The sequence below is a fragment of the Lonsdalea quercina subsp. quercina genome (assembly GCF_000688695.1).
Lineage (GTDB): Bacteria > Pseudomonadota > Gammaproteobacteria > Enterobacterales > Enterobacteriaceae > Lonsdalea > Lonsdalea quercina_D.
Genome location: NZ_JIBQ01000015.1, coordinates 61,682 through 78,583, shown reverse-complemented (window position 1 = coordinate 78,583; position 16,902 = coordinate 61,682). Strand labels below are relative to the sequence as shown.

General features: G+C 52.4%; 11 protein-coding genes. 4 read left to right on the top strand and 7 right to left on the bottom strand.

All coding sequences use genetic code 11. The features are described 5' to 3' along the window. Positions 1-55 precede the first annotated feature (55 nt). A complete protein-coding gene (locus tag SB13_RS14190) occupies positions 56-1,213 on the top strand; it encodes a methionine aminotransferase (protein ID WP_026740986.1) in 1,158 nt (385 codons plus the stop codon). A gap of 66 nt (positions 1,214-1,279) precedes the next feature. Here SB13_RS14190 and SB13_RS14185 read toward each other — a convergent pair whose 3' ends face one another. From SB13_RS14185 to SB13_RS14175, 3 genes are all read right to left on the bottom strand, one after another. Continuing rightward, on the bottom strand, positions 1,280-2,059 hold the full coding sequence (locus tag SB13_RS14185) for an ABC transporter substrate-binding protein (RefSeq protein ID WP_026740985.1): 780 nt from the start codon (positions 2,057-2,059) through the stop codon (positions 1,280-1,282). 864 nt (positions 2,060-2,923) lie between these two features. Next, positions 2,924-3,514, bottom strand: a complete 591-nt coding sequence (locus SB13_RS17070; RefSeq protein WP_152545783.1) for a helix-turn-helix domain-containing protein — start codon at positions 3,512-3,514, stop codon at positions 2,924-2,926. 1,375 nt (positions 3,515-4,889) lie between these two features. Then, positions 4,890-5,507: a TetR/AcrR family transcriptional regulator gene (locus SB13_RS14175; RefSeq protein WP_026740983.1), complete on the bottom strand. Its 618-nt coding sequence runs from the start codon at positions 5,505-5,507 to the stop codon at positions 4,890-4,892. A gap of 724 nt (positions 5,508-6,231) precedes the next feature. Here SB13_RS14175 and SB13_RS14170 point away from each other — a divergent pair. Then, entirely contained in the window at positions 6,232-7,011 is a 780-nt protein-coding gene (locus tag SB13_RS14170; protein ID WP_026740982.1) for an acetoin reductase, read from the top strand. A gap of 59 nt (positions 7,012-7,070) precedes the next feature. On the opposite strand, the gene SB13_RS14165 is transcribed toward SB13_RS14170, so the two are convergent. Further along, positions 7,071-7,571, bottom strand: coding sequence for an Lrp/AsnC family transcriptional regulator (locus SB13_RS14165; RefSeq protein WP_026740981.1), 501 nt, complete (start codon positions 7,569-7,571; stop codon positions 7,071-7,073). 269 nt (positions 7,572-7,840) lie between these two features. On the opposite strand from SB13_RS14165, the gene SB13_RS14160 reads away from it, so the two are divergent. Further along, entirely contained in the window at positions 7,841-8,788 is a 948-nt protein-coding gene (locus SB13_RS14160; protein WP_051616320.1) for a DMT family transporter, read from the top strand. Between the two features lie 100 nt (positions 8,789-8,888). Here the strand turns inward: SB13_RS14160 and SB13_RS14155 are convergent, their stop codons facing one another. Both SB13_RS14155 and SB13_RS14150 read right to left on the bottom strand, forming a co-directional pair. Further along, on the bottom strand, positions 8,889-10,487 hold the full coding sequence (locus SB13_RS14155) for a methyl-accepting chemotaxis protein (protein WP_026740979.1): 1,599 nt from the start codon (positions 10,485-10,487) through the stop codon (positions 8,889-8,891). A gap of 349 nt (positions 10,488-10,836) precedes the next feature. Then, the gene (locus SB13_RS14150; protein ID WP_026740978.1) at positions 10,837-12,405 is read right to left on the bottom strand and encodes a sensor domain-containing diguanylate cyclase; all 1,569 of its coding nucleotides are present in this window, start codon (positions 12,403-12,405) and stop codon (positions 10,837-10,839) included. Positions 12,406-12,691: 286 nt separating this feature from the next. On the opposite strand from SB13_RS14150, the gene SB13_RS14145 reads away from it, so the two are divergent. Beyond that, positions 12,692-14,152: an AMP nucleosidase gene (locus SB13_RS14145; RefSeq protein ID WP_026740977.1), complete on the top strand. Its 1,461-nt coding sequence runs from the start codon at positions 12,692-12,694 to the stop codon at positions 14,150-14,152. A gap of 237 nt (positions 14,153-14,389) precedes the next feature. On the opposite strand, the gene SB13_RS14140 is transcribed toward SB13_RS14145, so the two are convergent. Then, positions 14,390-16,822, bottom strand: a complete 2,433-nt coding sequence (locus tag SB13_RS14140; RefSeq protein WP_026740976.1) for a TonB-dependent receptor domain-containing protein — start codon at positions 16,820-16,822, stop codon at positions 14,390-14,392. Positions 16,823-16,902: the final 80 nt, after the last annotated feature.

The window sequence follows — 16,902 nt, the reverse complement described above, 5'->3', positions numbered from 1 at the left end:
CCAGGGTTTTCTATTACTTAATGGCCCTATTCTCGATGACAATCAGGAGCAATCCATGCAGAGCGCATGCGCCACCCGTTCCAAGCTGCCGGATGTCGGCACCACCATTTTCACCGTGATCGGCCAACTGAGCGCCGAGCATAATGCGCTGAATCTGTCGCAGGGCGCGCCCAACTTCGCCTGTGCGCCTCAGTTGATCGACGCCGTTTCCCAAGCCATGCGTGAAGGACATAATCAATACGCGTCCATGACCGGTCTGGACGCATTGCGCCACGCGCTGGCGGAGAAAACCGAGCGACTGTACGGCGCCCGTTACGACGCCGATACGGAGATTACGATCATGGCCAGCGCCAGCGAGGGACTTTACTCCGCCATCAGCGCGCTGGTGCATCCAGGCGACGAGGTGATCTATTTCGAACCGGCGTTTGACAGCTATGCGCCGATTGTTCGGCTGCAGGGCGCCACGGCGATCCCCATCAAACTGTCTCTGAGCGATCTGCGTATCGACTGGGATGAAGTGGCGGCGGCCATCAATCCCCGCACCCGAATGATCATCGTCAATAGCCCGCATAACCCCACCGGGATGGTCTTCGACGATCACGACATTGAGCGACTGACCGCGCTGACCCGCGGCACCCCTATCGCCATCCTGTCTGATGAAGTGTATGAGCACATGGTCTTCGATAAGGGGATTCATCACGGTATGGCGCGTCATCCGGCGCTGGCGGAACGCAGCGTGATCGTTTCATCGTTCGGGAAAACCTATCACGTCACCGGCTGGCGCGTGGGCTACTGTCTGGCGCCGAAAGCGCTGATGGATGAAATTCGGAAAGTGCACCAGTTTATGGTGTTTTCGGCGGATACGCCGATGCAATATGCGTTCGCCGCCATGATGGCGGATCCGCAGAGCTATTTGGGATTGGCCGAATTCTATCAGCATAAGCGAGACCTGTTGGTGGAAGCGCTGCAATCGTCCCCGTTCGAACTGCTGCCCAGCCGCGGCAGTTTCTTCCTGCTGGCACGTTTCCAGGGGTTCAGCAATCTGAGCGATGACGATTTCGTCCTCAGGCTGATTCGGGACTATAAGGTCGCCACCATCCCGCTATCGGCGTTTTATAGCGAAGGCGCTGACACCGGACTGATACGGTTGAGCTTTTCGAAAGATGATGAAACGCTGCGCGAAGGCGCGCGGCGTTTATGTCAGGTGCGGTAGTGCGCCGAAGACGTAGTCTGGAACGCGTCGGAGCCGGGCGCTCACGCCCGGCTCCTCAGGAGCTTGCTACTTGGCGGTGACGTCCAGTCCACCAAAGTATTTTTTAGACAATTCGTTAATCGTACCTTTGGCTTTCACTTCAGCAATCGCCGTATTTAAACGCTGACGAAGAGCGTCATCGCCTTTGCGCAGGCCGAAGGCGATGCCGCGACCCAGAATGCTTTCGTCTTCTACTGCGCCGCCCACGAAGGCAAAGCCTTTACCCATCGGCTGCGACAAAAAACCGCTCTGCCCTGCCGCCGCCATCACCAGCGTGGCATCCAGACGACCGGCCTCCAGATCCTGATAAACCTGATCCTGGTCCTGATAAGCGACCACGTTCACACCTTTTGGCGCCCAGTGCGCATTGGCGTAGCTTTCCTGCACTGAGGACTGCAATACCCCGACCTGTTTTCCGCGCAACGACGCGACCGTCGGCAACAGTCCACTGTCCGCACGGGCGATCAGCAAGCTGGGAATGTGATAAATCACATCGGTAAAATCAATCGCCTGACGTCGTTTTTCGGTCACATTCATGGCCGAGTTAATCACATCGAATTTACGCGCCTGCAGCGCCGGTATCAGGCCGTCGAAGGAGGCTTCGGTCCAGGTGCATTGCACTTTGGCCGCTTTGCAAACCGCATTGCCCAGATCCACGTCAAAACCGGCCAGATCGCCCTCCGGCGTTTTATATTCAAACGGCGGATATAGGGCTTCCAACCCAAAACGCACCGTGGTCTGTTCCGCCCAGGCGGACCCCAGAGTGAACAGGCACCCTGCCAGAAGTAGGGAGGTCATTTTCTTCACTGCTACAGTCTCCGTTTTTATCTTTCATGAGGGGAATAGCGCTGATGATTTTACAGTCTGTGTATTGCGCGTGGCAGTGGCGAGCCCCATGCGTAAGCACGCCATCGCCGTGTTCAGCATACCGCGAATAATGGAATAGTCGACGAAGTTGAACCATGAAGATGGCATACACCCTCACGGAAAGAGAAATTCACCTCAGTGGCGGAGGGGCATCACTGTTTTACGGGTGAAAGGTTTTGACCGCTCACGACTTCGCGGCGTTATGCCGCATCCCACCTTTAGGGAAGGTAAATCGATTCAGGTCAGCATCTTTAAGTCGGCGAGGCAGATATCGCTCGGGTCACGCCGGCAGTAGCAGTAGCAGTAGCAGTAGCAGTAGCAGTAGCAGTAGCAAAAGGAATGTCTCAGAGCAGGGGCGAGAAACTCATTTTGTTTGGCGTGCAGAGGAACAGGCAATGTCATGGGGCTGCAAAGCGAGTAAGTCGGAGACAACCATGATGGAGCATAGCCCCCTCTATGCTCGGTATTTTTTACCTTAATCACGGGTTATTACATCACTCTGCCAATCGCTTACCTAAAGAAACAATTAGTAACAATAAGACTGGAGTGTGTGTGCCGTATTCCCTTTGACTATTATTTTTAACATATTCATCGCATTCGAAAACAACCTGAATTCATAGCGTTGATGCCAAAATATTATCTCAGTGAATAGAATTTTGTTTTCCTTCAGGGTATAGAAAAGAATTTCACCCATTGTTAACGGGGAAAACCATTTAATATAATGAAAAGTTTTTTAAATTAAAAAATAAAACAGCTATTTTGAAATAATGTTCTGAGTGTGTATACGATATGAAGATGATTTGTTTATATGCGATTTACGGCTTCAATAATATTTTTTGCGTTAAGTTTTCTAAGAATATTTTTCTTATGACTGCTGATAGTTTTCTCACTCAGGCACAGCATCGTGGAAACTTCTTTATTCGATTTCCCTGTAGCAAGTTGCTCAAGAACAAACATTTCCCTGGACGACAGTCTCCTTGGTTTAGGCTCAGTGTTAGAATAGAGTGGTGATTGAGTGGCATTCTTTATCGAAGAGACTATCTCAGCAATGGGACTTTTCAGTCCGATAACCGAGTCGCATTTCTGATAATTTAAGTTATAGCACGATGCGTTGTTTTTAAAGAGAATAATTCTATTTTCCTTATTGATAAACTTTATCACGTCGACAAGAGATGCTGTTATCGGACATTCGTTTGACGTTCCGATAAAAAAAACCTTACTGACCTCTCTATTGGGATATCGCATCAAATCACTCACATCCGTAGCGACATAGCTCATGTCGGCCGTGGTCATAATCTTACTACGAATTATTTTTTGAAGCGAATAAGTTATTATTTCATCTTCGAGAAAAAACACATAATCCATTGTTTCTTTATTACCTCCAACTTTAGTCACAACTAGCCATAAATCGCCATTAGCATAAAACAGGCGATGCCATAGATTTATATCTCTCGTTTAGGATTTTTAAGAAGTATAACACCGAATAAAAAGAATGAACATCGGTCACATTATTTCAGAATTTTTTCAGAAATTACCCCTTACCAAGAATTTTCTTAACAATACGGAATTTTACCCCGCCTTTTTTAAGACCGATTTCAAGCGCCAAACCTCATGATCAAATTACCCCACAAGTGCCGCCATCACTGGATTTCAGCGCCATTCATACACGCGCCGCATATCTGTCAGTCGCCTCGTAGAGCAGGTTCCTGCCCAGCACATCAGGTTGGCCCGGCGTAGGCCGTCAGGCGATATTCCTTTCAGAATCAGAACCCATTCTGATAACGAATTATCGTTTTCCTATTCCTGTTAATTACTTGTAAACGACCACCTAATTTCTATGGGCTTTAAAATTAAGACCTCTTTTTTATTTAGCATGTCTTATCTTTTGTCTTATATTGCGCCTATTTATAATAACATTATGGTAGTTATTTTATGACAATTCAGACACGCATCCTCTTTTAATGAAGTTCATCCCTGCCAACAAAACAAGGGGGCTATGGATAAATCATTTCCACTATCTGTCTATTTTTACGTTCATTCTTAAGTTTTCTTTTGGGTAACAATAGCCACACCCTACAACACGACTTAAATCCAATTATTCCGAGTAAATCCCTCGGGTTTTCCTCTTTTTTCCTTTGAGGTAAAAAAGCCCGTATCGCATTGACCGCGTCGATGCGATTTCTTTATTTTTTGAGGTCAAAAGATAATGGTAAAAATACTTTATACTTTGAGTTACATTCCGGAGCAGATCAATTCATCTCACGTCTGTTTTTCAGGGTCTATCGGTTGTTTTTATTTCATCGCACGGCTCATGTTAGATAAATAGAAATAATATGAGACAGATGCATAGACCTTCTCTACATTAAGTCATAAGAAGAAGCAATATAAAAAATATAATGCCATTGATGCCGCTAGCGTTAAAGCACCAGGAGATTGCCCCTGTGTCAAAGCGATGTCCGTCAACATCGAAAACCCGGCGGCTGATATTACCATAGCCTTTCTACCACTTCTTAACATACCATCGCCAAAGAGAGCGTTTATGAGCTTAGACTCATGGATTACATTAACGCCGATTCCGGTTACAGAAATAGAATAACGGCGGGACGGCCTATATCTTTATAGCCAGGTCTGTTTTATCGAAGACTGAATAGCGTCAAGATATTTCATTCGTGATTAATACGGTAGGTAAAGGCAACAATAAAAATTGCCGGGATTCAACAGGGTGATGATGAATCTCGGCAGTAAAGTGAGTTATCTGCAAATAAGACTGCTAGCGCGGACCGGCCCCCATCAGAAACATATCGACCGCCCGTCGAGTCAGTTGACGAATTTCCTCGGTGCTGAACGGTTCAGGGTCACATTGGAAAATGCGTATCTCCGTTTCAGCCGTGACTAACGCCAGAAACTGTAGCGCGCGGAGATGGGGATCATCCTGATGCATTTCGCCTTGTTCCATTGCGGCCGCCATCACAGTGGACAGCACATCCAAACACTCGCTGGGACCGGATTCGTAAAACAACATACCGATATTCGAGCGCCCTGCTTCCGCCACCACCATGCGATAGACGGCCAGCGCGCTGCTGTCGTTAGTGAGCACCGCCAGCATGCGTTCGCCGAATCGCATCAAAATGTCATCAAAGGAGATGTTCGTTTCAATTCTTTCCGCCAACTCGGCAACAGCGTCTGACAGATGCATCGTTGCATGAGCACGCACCACCGCGATGAACAGTGCTTCTTTCGAAGGGAAGTAGCTGTAGAGAGTGGCTTTCGAGCCTCCTAGGCGCTTCGCCAGTTCATTCATCGACGCACGTTCATAGCCCATCTCCTGGAAGAGTTGGGCCGCGGCGCTGATGATAGATTCACGACGGGCCTGAGTCCGTACTTTCATTATCTCACCTGCAATAACGACATTGGTATGTCGCCATGTTCTTGACAGCGAAAAAAAATCGGTGCAAAACTGAACCGTACAGTCTGTTTTTGCTAATTATCATTAATGTACAGCGGTGGTCCGACCTTGTAAAGGCTGGCCGCATCCCGTCATCGAGTCGGCGTTGCCCGCTGTTACCGCTCGGTTGAATATAGTTCAACGCCGTGCTCATGAATTGATGCTCAGCATGACGATTTAGGGGCGAATTCGTGGACGCGGCAGGGTTGAAATCATCATGTTCGGAGACTCGGACATCCCGCTGTCGGGATTTCTAGATATACTGCCTGGCTTAAACTACGGAGCGATGGCGAAACCATGATGCTTCTTATGATGACCAGCCATCGTAATGCGCTGACTTTGCGACACGCTTCCCCTCTCTCGCTAGCGAGCGCTGGCGACGCACGCCAAACGGTGAGCGAACAAAAAAATTCAGAAAGACCTGTCACACTTTTTGTTCGCGTTGCCAAGAGCGGACATTCCCCCTCAAACATCCTCAATTTTACCCTGAAATAGAATCATGCCAGTGCATTATTACGCCAGACTCCCACATGACAGCACGAAATCTCAGCCAAAAGATGAATCCAAGTAAAATCATTAAAAAACAATAAAATACAAAAACAACGAACGGTGATGATATGCGTCTAAACTTACAGTATCCGAACTATTTCATCCGAAGGAGTTGATTATGTCTTTATCAGGAAAAGTCGCGCTGGTTACCGGCGCCGGACAAGGTATTGGTCGTGGGATTGCACTGCGTCTGGCGAAAGACGGCGCGGATATCGCATTGGTCGATGTCAAGGATGACAAAATCAAATCCGTCGCGGAAGAGATCCGCGCATTGGGCCGTAAGGCCACGACCTTCAAGGCCGATATCAGCGTGCGCGAGGAGGTGTTCGCCGCCGTAGATTTCGCAGAGAAAGAGCTGAAAGGCTTCGATATCATCGTCAATAACGCCGGCATCAGTCAGACGAAAAATCTGCTCAGCGTGACCAAAGAAGACGTGGAGAAAATTTTCCAGATCAACGTGCAAGGCACGCTGTGGGGAATTCAGGCGGCCGCAACGAAATTTAAGGCGCGTAAGCAGAAAGGTAAAATCATCAATGCCTCTTCCATCGCCGGTCACGAAGGATTCGCCCTGCTCGGCGTCTACTCGGCGACCAAATTTAGCGTACGTGCGCTGACCCAAGCCGCCGCCAAGGAGCTAGCCAGCTTCGGTATCACCGTCAACGCGTATTGCCCCGGCGTCGTGGGCACGGATATGTGGGTCGAAATCGACAAGCGTATGGCTGAAGAAACCGGCGCGCCGATTGGCGCAACCTACAAGAAATATGTCGACGGCATCGCGTTGGGCCGTGCGGAAACGCCCGAGGATGTGGCGGCGTTTGTTTCCTTCCTTGCAAGCCCTGACTCCGACTACATGACCGGGCAGGCACCGCTGATCGACGGCGGACTGCTGTTCAACTAATTTGTTCTCATCGATCCGGAATGGGCGGCCATACCGCTGCCCTTTCACGGCGGTTCCGATTACGACGACGTTGCCGAGGGCAATAACAAAGGATCCACGGATATCTCTCTCTTCAACGTGCGTAATGCAAATGTCGAGCGAGTTTGTCGGATCCCTTTGACGCGGTACAGCTTCTGGCGCAAGAACCGCTCGTAGTGCTCGGCGTCGGCCACCACAATCTTCACCAGATAGTCATAATCTCCCGTTACCAAATGCGCTTCCAGCACTTCGGGCATCTCCATCAACGCCTGGCCGAACTGTTCCAGCATGCGATCATCATGATGTTCCAGCGTGATCTCGATAAAAAAGACCTCCGAGGCCCCCACCGCTTTGGCATTGATGACCGCCACATATCCTTCGATCGCTTTCGTCGACTCCAGACGTTTGAGGCGCGTCCAGCAGGGCGACGAAGAAAGCCCCACTTCTTCGGCCAATTCCGCCACCGTCAGGCGGCCGTTACGTCGCAATGCCGATAAGATTCGCTTATCGGTGATATCCAGCGTTTTGTCTTTGTTCGCCATCGATTCCTCGCCTCAGCATAGGCATGCTGAAATTTTCATTATTCCCATCAATATTTACCGAATTAATGCATAAATAAAGAAAAAATCAGGAAAAGTTTAGCGAGCAGCCCCTCTATACTGAAAAAAGCGGTTAGCTCGTCCACTGGCTGACTCTCTTCAGGCCCTCGCGGAAACCCCCAGGGTTGCCTTCAGGCACAAATTTAACGTCACGACGGAATATCGCGCCCCCACTTTTCCAGAACGATGCTCGCCGGTGATAAGAGGGAAAGATGATGAATAAAACATCGCTGTTATTTGTTCCAGGACTCTTCCTGCTGGCTCCGCTGCTGTTCTCGGGCAATATGGTGGTCGCGCGCTGGATCAGCCCCGAACTCCCTCCGCTGACGCTGGCTTTCGCGAGATGGCTCATCGCTGCCCTCGTGATTTTCCCCTTTATTCTGTCCCCCTTGCGCCGGGCTGCGCCGACGCTCCGCCGTCGCGGGAAAGATGTGGCGCTGCTCGTCTTGCTGGGCGGTGTGCTCAGCGTCGCGCCGCAATATGCCGCGGCGCATCACACCAGCGCGGGCCATATCGCTCTTTTGTTTTCGCTCTCTCCAATCATGGTTTCGGTTATTGAGCGCGTCGTATGGCGCATCCCGCTGCACGCCAACTTCTTCGTCGGCGCGAGCATCGCCATACTGGGGATTTGTGTGGTGGTTTTCGAAGGGGATGTCACTCACCTGCTACAGTTGAAGTTCAACCAGGGCGACATTATTGCTTTTATCGCATCGACGGCCTGGGCCGGTTATACGGCGCTACTGCGTCAACGCCCGATTGCCGTGTCGGCCTTTGTGCTGCTGTGGATTATTGCTATCGGCAGTTCGGTCATTCTGCTGCCCTTTCTGCCGCTGGAATGGCGAATGACGCATGCAACTCCGGAACTCTCGTTGCATCTGCTATACGCCATTCTATTTCTGGCGCTGGTCGCCGGTGTCGCCGCCTACAGCGTCTACTCTCGCATCGTGCGCCTGCTTGGCGCGGCGCGAGCCAGCACTTCCATGTATCTGGTGCCGGTGTACGCGTTTATCCTCTCCTCCGTGTTCCTTCAGGAACAGCTGTATCTCTATCATCTGGCAGCGACCACGCTTGTCTTGCTGGGCGTGACGTTGACCACAATGCGCTCCATGCCTCATCTTAAATTCCATGCCGCCAGGTCTATTGAGCACAGAACGCACTAACGTTTAAAACAAGAAAGCCCGCCGACAATGTCGGCGGGCTTGGTGATACGCTTGCGAAAACGCCCCTTTACGTCATTCAAACCGGGGCGAGTAGCGGAACTTAACGATCCAAGGTGTGATGACCCAACGCGGCCGTAGGACGCTCGAGCTTAAAGAACGCCATCGTTTCATCCAAATTGACCGCCTGGTCGTTCAGAGATGCGCTGGCGGAAGCGGACTCTTCGACCAACGCCGCATTCTGCTGCGCGACTTGCTCCAGCTGAGTAATAGCCACGTTAACCTGCTCGATGCCTTTCGCCTGTTCGGAAGACGCCAGGGAAATTTCCTGCATGAACTCGTTAACCTTCTTAATCTCACCAACCAGCAGATTCATATCAGCGGACGAATCGGACGCGACTTTAGAACCCTGAGAGACTTCGTTCGAGGTCTCTTCAATCAGCGTTTTGATTTCTCGCGCTGAACCAGCGCTGCGCTGCGCCAGACTACGCACTTCAGCGGCTACCACGGCAAAACCTTTACCCGCTTCGCCTGCACGCGCAGCTTCCACAGCGGCGTTCAACGCCAGAATGTTGGTCTGGAACGAGATACCGTCCATGATGGAGATGATGTCGTTGATCTTGTTCGAGCTGGTGGCGATACCGTCGATACGCGCGATGAGCTTGCCGAAGTTGCTGGCATTCTTTTCCGCCAGTTCGGCGACGGTCGCGGTCAACGCCATAGCGCGTTGAGTATTCGCCGAGTTTTCATGAACTGAAGACGTCAGCTGTTCCATGCTCGCGGCGGTCTCTTCAACCGATGCCGCCTGCTCTTCCGTACGGGAAGAGAAATCGCGGTTAGCCGCGGAAATCTGCTGTGCGCCGGAGGCCACGGCCGCCGAAGAGTCACGCACATCGGCCACGATTCGACGGAAGGCTTCCTGCATATCTTTCAGCGACTGGAGCAGATTACCCATTTCAGTGTCGTGCTGCGGCGGGATATCCAGCGCCAGAGAACCGCTTTCCATCATACCGAAGTAGCGGCGAACGCGTTCCACCGGCGACAGTACCACAGTACGAATAAACTGAATCGAACAGATGCTTAGCAGCAGAACCACGACAAATGCGGCGATAAGAATCGTCAAGGTGGTTTTATAGAAGCTTTCTGCGTGATTGATTTCCCCATCACCCACATTCTGTGCGAAGTCGATGAAGTTCATCAGCTTCTGGCGGAATACCTCGCCTTTCTCGGCGGCCAGCGGTTCGATCTGACCGTAGAACAAAGTGACATTGCCCTGATTCAGAGCAGTCACTAACGGATCGATAGCGGTAGAGATGTAGTCATCGAATGCCGTGTCCAGGTCCGCACGCAGTCTGCGTCCCTCAGGCGTCAGCGCACGGGTTTTACGCAGGTCCGTCATCGTCAGTTTGGCTTTGTCGACGTATGTATTGAGTTTTTTTAAATAGGGCGCTACGACATCTGCATTCTCTTTTTTATCAAGAGAGAGGGCAACATTCATCGACAGAAGGCGGGCACTCAGTAAATCCGTGTAGGTAGAAGCCAGCGGGATAACCTGGTCGCCCTGAATGGTATCCACTTTTTGAATTGAACTGTTGCTCTGAATAGAAGAATAGAGACTAAAGACACATAGCGTGGTGAGTAATATAAAGAATATAGCGATAACGGCATAGAGCCCGTTCCGAATCTTAATTCGTTCGTACATTTAAAATTCCTTGGTTATTATCAGTATTCCTAGGCCCTATCGACTAGGTTATTTAAATCTTTAACAACTCCTTAAAACAAAAATACTTATCACGCCAAAACGCAAACTGACAGGCCATTCATCTAACGATGGTGGTAACATCAGGATAATTAACCATCAAACTCCATGATACGTGGAGATATCATCGAATCAGGAAAGTTTAAAGAAATAATAAAAAAGTGCGACAAAGTATGTGCCGCACCAGATTGAAACCCTGTGAATGATCATTCCGCTAAAATAATGTTTTTTTAGCCGGTGTTAGTGGATAGCCTATATTTCACGCGAAAGAGATCACGCACATCGAATAACCCTAAAGTCGAATGCATTGATTGCGCCCTTTTTTCTTGGCCAGATACAGCGCCTGATCCGCGCCTTCCTTCAAACGCTGTGCATCGCAGGAATGTTGGGACGTGTAGGAATAAACACCGACACTGACCGTCACAATCTTTTGCGGCAGCTGAGAGCCGCAATGCTCGATGGCACGCATTCTCATCGCCTCAACCATATCGTTACCCACTTTCTCCGCCTGCCTGCCGGAAAGTCCCGGCAAAATAATCGAAAACTCCTCTCCGCCGTATCGGGCAGTCTGTGCGCCCGACGGCAGCGGAAGCGAACGAAGGATGAGGCCGATTTCAGCCAGACAGCGGTCGCCTTCTATGTGGCCATAGGTATCGTTATAGCGTTTGAAAAAATCGACATCGATCATAGCAAGCGCCACGTCGCTGCCCTCAACGTCTGCCGTGGTCAGACACTGTTCAAGATAGAGATCAAATCGTCGACGGTTCGCCAACTGGGTCAGCGGATCGACCAGCGCCAGCTCCTGTAGCACCTGATTCTGGTCTTCCACTTCCCGATGCATCATGGAAAGCATCTCTTTATTGCGCACCGTGATGCGGATCTGTTTAAGGACAAAGGTGCCCAACAGCACCAGAGAAACCAGAACTAAAAAGTTGACGGCTATCGCGGCGATATTGTCCGCTATCCAGCGCCGCTGCAGCTCATTTTTATTCACGCTGGCCGCCGCGATGAGGGGATATCTTTTGAGTTTAACGTAACCCACCACGCGCATCTCACCGTCAAACGGCGTATGCCAGGTACCCACGCCGACGGATTTGCTTTGCAACGCCTTTTCCGCCAGCACGCCCGGTGAGTATTTCTCGATCAGCATTTTCTGTTCATCCGGATAAACGTACAGCGGGGAGCCGTCAATATTCAGCAAAGACAGAATCGAGTCATAATTCAGACTGAAATAGCTGTAAAAACGGCCGAAGTAACCCGGGTCGACCGAGGCCAGGAAAATGCCTTTAAACTCGCCGTTTTTGCCGTTGATGCGCTTCGATACCGGAATGACGGATCTCCCCGAGATCACGCTGATGCGCGGCTGACCGATAAACAGCTCCTCGCTGGTACTATTCTTGTTCCAGATGAAGTAGCTGCGCTTGGACACATTGTAGACAAAACGGGAGCCCTGCCCGGTTGAGGCAATCAGGTTGCCTTTCTCGTCGAAGATATAAAGGCCGATAATTTGTGGAAGCAATACTCGGTGAGATTCGAGTACGGAGGTGATCTTTTCAGAACTCAGCGAATTAATATCACCGTGGATCTCACGCATAGTGTCGATGATGGCCAGCTCTATCGGCAGAAAGGTATCTTCAGCCTGACGCGACAATATCACCGAAAGGTTGATGACATCCTGCTCAACTTCCAACACCTGCCGATGATAGGACTGCCAGAAGTTCCACCCGTTGGTCGTGGCTAACACAATGAAACTCACGACCAGGAAACCAATCATGGTTTTTCCCGGAGCAGAAGGATTGTTTTTCCCTAAGAGACGACGCAATCCGCGCGGTGTGAACGAAACAAAAGATTTATAAGGCATACGTTTTCCTGAAACCATGAATCGCCTCAGGGCGTTCATGCGGGCACATCCTACTAAATCGCACCGTTATTGTGTACCAACTCACGACGATGGCTCGCTATTCCGCGGTGAGGGTCCTAAATCAAAGCCTTAAGTCGGGTGCGCATACAAGAGACGCAAATCCTCGTGTAGACTCAATACATCAGGATTAGCATAGTTTATGACATAGCGCCGCGTGACCTGCCGTTACGATGACAGCACCGCATTTCGCCGGACGCCGTTGCGCCCGGCAAACCAAGGAGAAAAGATGAGTAAAGCATCCGCTGCCGGCCTCACGGCCACCGAAGCGCTCGACAAACTGGAAACCCTGTATGACGAAGCGGTCGCCTCGCTGCGCGCCGCCATCAGCGCTTTTATCGATGAAGGCACGCTGCCGGACGCCTCGGCGCGCGCCAACGGTCTTTTTGTTTATCCCGAGCTGCGCGTCAGCTGGGATGGACGCGCCCCCTCGGAGAACAAAACCCGTGCCTATGGTCGACTGACCCACGGCGGCTGTTACAGCACCACTATCACCCGCCCCGCCCTCCTCCGCGGCTATCTGTCCGAACAGCTGGAAATTCTGGAAAACGACTATGACGCGGTGATTGAAGTCGTGCCTTCGCAGCAGGAAATTCCCTATCCGTACGTCATCGACGGCGCGAATCTGGGGCTGAACCGCTCGATGAGCGCCGGGCTGGCGCAGTATTTTCCCACCACCGAACTGGCGCAGATCGGCGATGAAACGGCGGATGGCCTGTTTCATCAGTCCAAAGAAAACTTTCCGCTCTCCCACTTCGATGCGCTAAGAACCGACTTTTCGCTGGCGCGCCTCCGACACTACACCGGCACGCCGGTCGAGCACTTCCAGCCTTTCGTCTTGTTCACCAACTACACCCGCTATGTGGATGAGTTTGTGCGCTGGTCCTGCGAACAAATTGCGGATGAAAACAGCCCTTACTATGCGCTGTCCTGCGCCGGCGGCAGCTACACCACGGCGGAAACCCGCAATCCCGAGCAGGCGGGCACCGATCTGGCCTGGAAGAATCACCAGATGCCCGCTTATCATCTGCTGTCTCGCCAAGGTCGCGGGATTACGCTGGTGAATATCGGTGTCGGACCGTCCAACGCGAAAACCATCTGCGATCATCTGGCCGTTTTACGTCCGCATGCGTGGCTGATGATCGGCCACTGCGGCGGTCTGCGCGAAAGTCAGTCCATCGGTGATTACGTACTGGCTCACGCTTACTTGCGCGACGACCACGTGCTGGACTCCGTGCTGCCGCCGGATATTCCGATCCCCAGCATCGCCGAGGTGCAACGGGCGCTGTATGACGCCACCAAGACCGTCAGCGGTATGCCCGGCGAGAAGGTGAAACAACGCCTGCGTACCGGAACCGTCGTCACGACGGACGACCGAAACTGGGAACTGCGCTACTCCGTGTCGGCCCGCCGCTTCAACCTGAGCCGTGCCGTCGCGGTAGACATGGAAAGCGCGACCATCGCCGCTCAGGGGTACCGCTTCCGCGTGCCTTACGGCACCCTGCTCTGCGTATCCGACAAGCCGCTGCACGGCGAGATCAAACTGCCCGGTCAGGCCAACCGCTTTTATGAAGGGGCGATTTCCGAGCACCTGCAGATCGGCATCTGCGCCGTCGATCTGCTGCGATCGGAAGTTGACCAACTGCACTCCCGCAAGCTGCGCACGTTCGACGAACCGCCGTTTCGCTAATTCGCGCGGCGCTGTCTGCCCCATCAAAACCAGCAAGGAGCCGCCAACGGCTCCTTGTTAACCTCTCCCGGTGAACATCTCCTTCTCTCCCGCAGCCCGCCTCCTGCCGATGAAATTAACCCTCGTCTCGGTTGACGCCCTGTTTTCGCGTAAACGAAAAAACCCCGGCTTTCGCCGGGGTCGGGACCGAATTTCAGTCTACGTTTGCTGACAGGAATCCCTGCCGATCAATACGATTTAGAAATCCACGTTGATGCCCAGTTGGAAGGTTCTGCCCGGCATAACCGCGAGCTGCTGGTCATACGCGTCCTGGTTGTTGGTGCTGGTCAGCTGACGGCTGCTCAGATAATCCCAATATTTGCGATCGGTCAGGTTATAAACGCCGCCGCTGAGTTTGACCGTCGGCGTGACGCGCCAGTAGGCGGTCAGGTCCACCAGACCATAGCCGGGAACGCGCATATACTCGGTGGTAGAGTCGGTGATGGTCGTCCCCGTGTTGCTGTAGGTCTCACGGTTGGTCGCCGTTGCCTGTTTGCCTTTCTGGAACGTCGCCGTCAGCGCCGCGCCATAGAGGTTATCCGGCGCATCCCAGCCCAGTCCCACGACGGCTTTCAGAGGCGCTACGCTATCAAGGTCGACATATTTGTCGCCGGAATAGCTGGACTTGGACTGCCCTTCGCTATAACCGACCCCCAGCGTGGTGCTCAACCCCTGCAACGCGTCGAACCAGGTTCCCCACTGTACTTTACTGCTGAACTCCGCGCCGTAGATAAAGGCTTTGTCGCGGTTTTCCGACTGGTAGGCAATGTTGATATTCGACGGCACGTTGGAGAACTTGTCAGGGTTATTCGCCCGGGTATACCGCGTGTAGGCGATAAAGTTTTTATACGTGTTGTAGAACAGCGCTGAGCGGAAGGTTACCCCTTCGGTCATTTCCCCTTTCAATCCCAGCTCATAGTTGTTGCTGGTCTCCGTTTTCAGCTCGTTGTTGCCGATCAGCGCATACTGCGACGCTCCCGCATAGGAAGAGCCCAGCCCCCACGATCCGTACAGCTGGCTGGCATCCGGGAATTGTGCGCCGCGCTTGTACTGAATGTAGCTGGTCAGACGCGGCGTCAGCGCATACTCAAGACTCAGCGACGGCAGCACCTGCGTATCGCTGTTGGTGCCGTAGAGCTTCGCCACCTCGTCTTCGGTCAGCACCGAACTGTTTTCGGTCAGGCTGCTCAGGTTCTGTGGTTTCGTCCGCTGGTAGGCGACGCGCACCCCTGGCGTAATCGCCAACGTTCTGCCCGCGACGTCCATCTCCATACGGTCCTGAACGAACCCGCCCAGCGTATCCGTGCGGCTGTCCGCTTCGGGCTGCATGATGGCGTAGTAGGTGGTCTGAGCCGGATCCTGGGTAAATGGCCGTTTGGTGTCAGATTGCTGGGCATTGAACCCCCAGCTGAACTGATGCATGCCCCAAGTTTTCATCATGGTGGTCTCGGCGCCGTAGGTATCAACCTTGTAGTCCGAATTCACCGTATACATACTGCTGGCGGTCAGCGGCATGTAAGTTTCGTCTTGGGTTTTGGTGTTCTGGTAATAGATGCGCGAGTCGATAGCGTCTATCCATGAATCCACCGAGGACGCCGTCCAGTTATGACGCAGACTGCTGCTCCAGCGGCGGGTATCGCTGTCCTGCTGCGCGTTGCCTAAAATCGAACTTCCCGTGGCATCCCATGAGTCGTAGTTGGAATGGGACGTCTTGGTGTAGTACTCCAAGGTACCGGTGAAGCGGTTCTGATCGTTCGCCTGCCAAATCCCTGAGGTCATCACAGACGTGGAGTGCCAGTTCATCGGATAAGCGGAAAGCACGCCGCTGTTGTTCTGGGTTTCCTGCCCGTCGCGACGGCTGATCACGACGATACCCCGCAGCGTCTCATCGCCGCCCGCCGCCGTGATGCCGTTGTGCCAGCTGCGGTTGGACGAGTCATAGTCGCTCTGGTAGCCGAAATACGTGTGTTTCGACGGCGACAGGTATTGGTCCGGCGATTTGGGACGGAAGGAAACCGCGCCGCCGATGGCGTTATTGGCGCGCTCTACGCTCGTCGCCCCCTGGTCGATAATCACCAGACCGTACATGTACGGGTCGATGTAGTCACGGCCGATCCCGAACGTATTCAACCCGGCGCGTCCGGCATAGCTGCGCGCGGTCGCATTAGGCAACGGAATACCGTCCACGTCGATGGCGACGCGGTTGCTTTCGAGACCGCGAATGTTATAGCCGGTGTAGCCGGAGCGGTCGAACCCGCTCTTGCCGTTACCGGAACCCGAGCTGGCGCTGGTGGCGCTGACCAGCGGCTGATAGCGCATGATGGTGCCGAAATCGTTCCCGCCGTTTTTCTGCACTTCACTGGCGTCCAACGTTACGCGACTTCCAGCCTTGGTATCGACGGGGGCGGAAATCACCGTCATCTGCTCGCCCGGATTGTCGTCCTCCGGCTTAGCGGCGGTAGCCGCCGCAGCCTGGGTGGCAGATGTGGTCTGCTCTTTCTTGGCTGCCTGCGTTTGATTATCGCTATCGGATAGCGCGGCCATCGCATTGCACGCTGTGCTGGTCAATACGCCCGTCAGGATAATCCTGATGAGACCTGAGAGATGTTTTTCTTTTGTATGCAAGAACATACTGAAACCTCAAATGTTGAAATCGTTATATTCTTGCTCAGTCATTGCTTTGCAGTATTTTTGCTCATTATTTTTGTAGT

Bases quoted from the DNA above. Each gene is read 5' to 3' on its own strand.
- SB13_RS14190 (WP_026740986.1), top strand. From the start codon at position 56: ATGCAGAGCGCATGCGCCACCCGTTCCAAGCTGCCGGATGTCGGCACC.
- SB13_RS14175 (WP_026740983.1), bottom strand. From the start codon at position 5,507: ATGAAAGTACGGACTCAGGCCCGTCGTGAATCTATCATCAGCGCCGCG.
- SB13_RS14170 (WP_026740982.1), top strand. From the start codon at position 6,232: ATGTCTTTATCAGGAAAAGTCGCGCTGGTTACCGGCGCCGGACAAGGT.
- SB13_RS14165 (WP_026740981.1), bottom strand. From the start codon at position 7,571: ATGGCGAACAAAGACAAAACGCTGGATATCACCGATAAGCGAATCTTA.
- SB13_RS14160 (WP_051616320.1), top strand. From the start codon at position 7,841: ATGATGAATAAAACATCGCTGTTATTTGTTCCAGGACTCTTCCTGCTG.
- SB13_RS14155 (WP_026740979.1), bottom strand. From the start codon at position 10,487: ATGTACGAACGAATTAAGATTCGGAACGGGCTCTATGCCGTTATCGCT.
- SB13_RS14150 (WP_026740978.1), bottom strand. From the start codon at position 12,405: ATGCCTTATAAATCTTTTGTTTCGTTCACACCGCGCGGATTGCGTCGT.
- SB13_RS14145 (WP_026740977.1), top strand. From the start codon at position 12,692: ATGAGTAAAGCATCCGCTGCCGGCCTCACGGCCACCGAAGCGCTCGAC.
- SB13_RS14140 (WP_026740976.1), bottom strand. From the start codon at position 16,822: ATGTTCTTGCATACAAAAGAAAAACATCTCTCAGGTCTCATCAGGATT.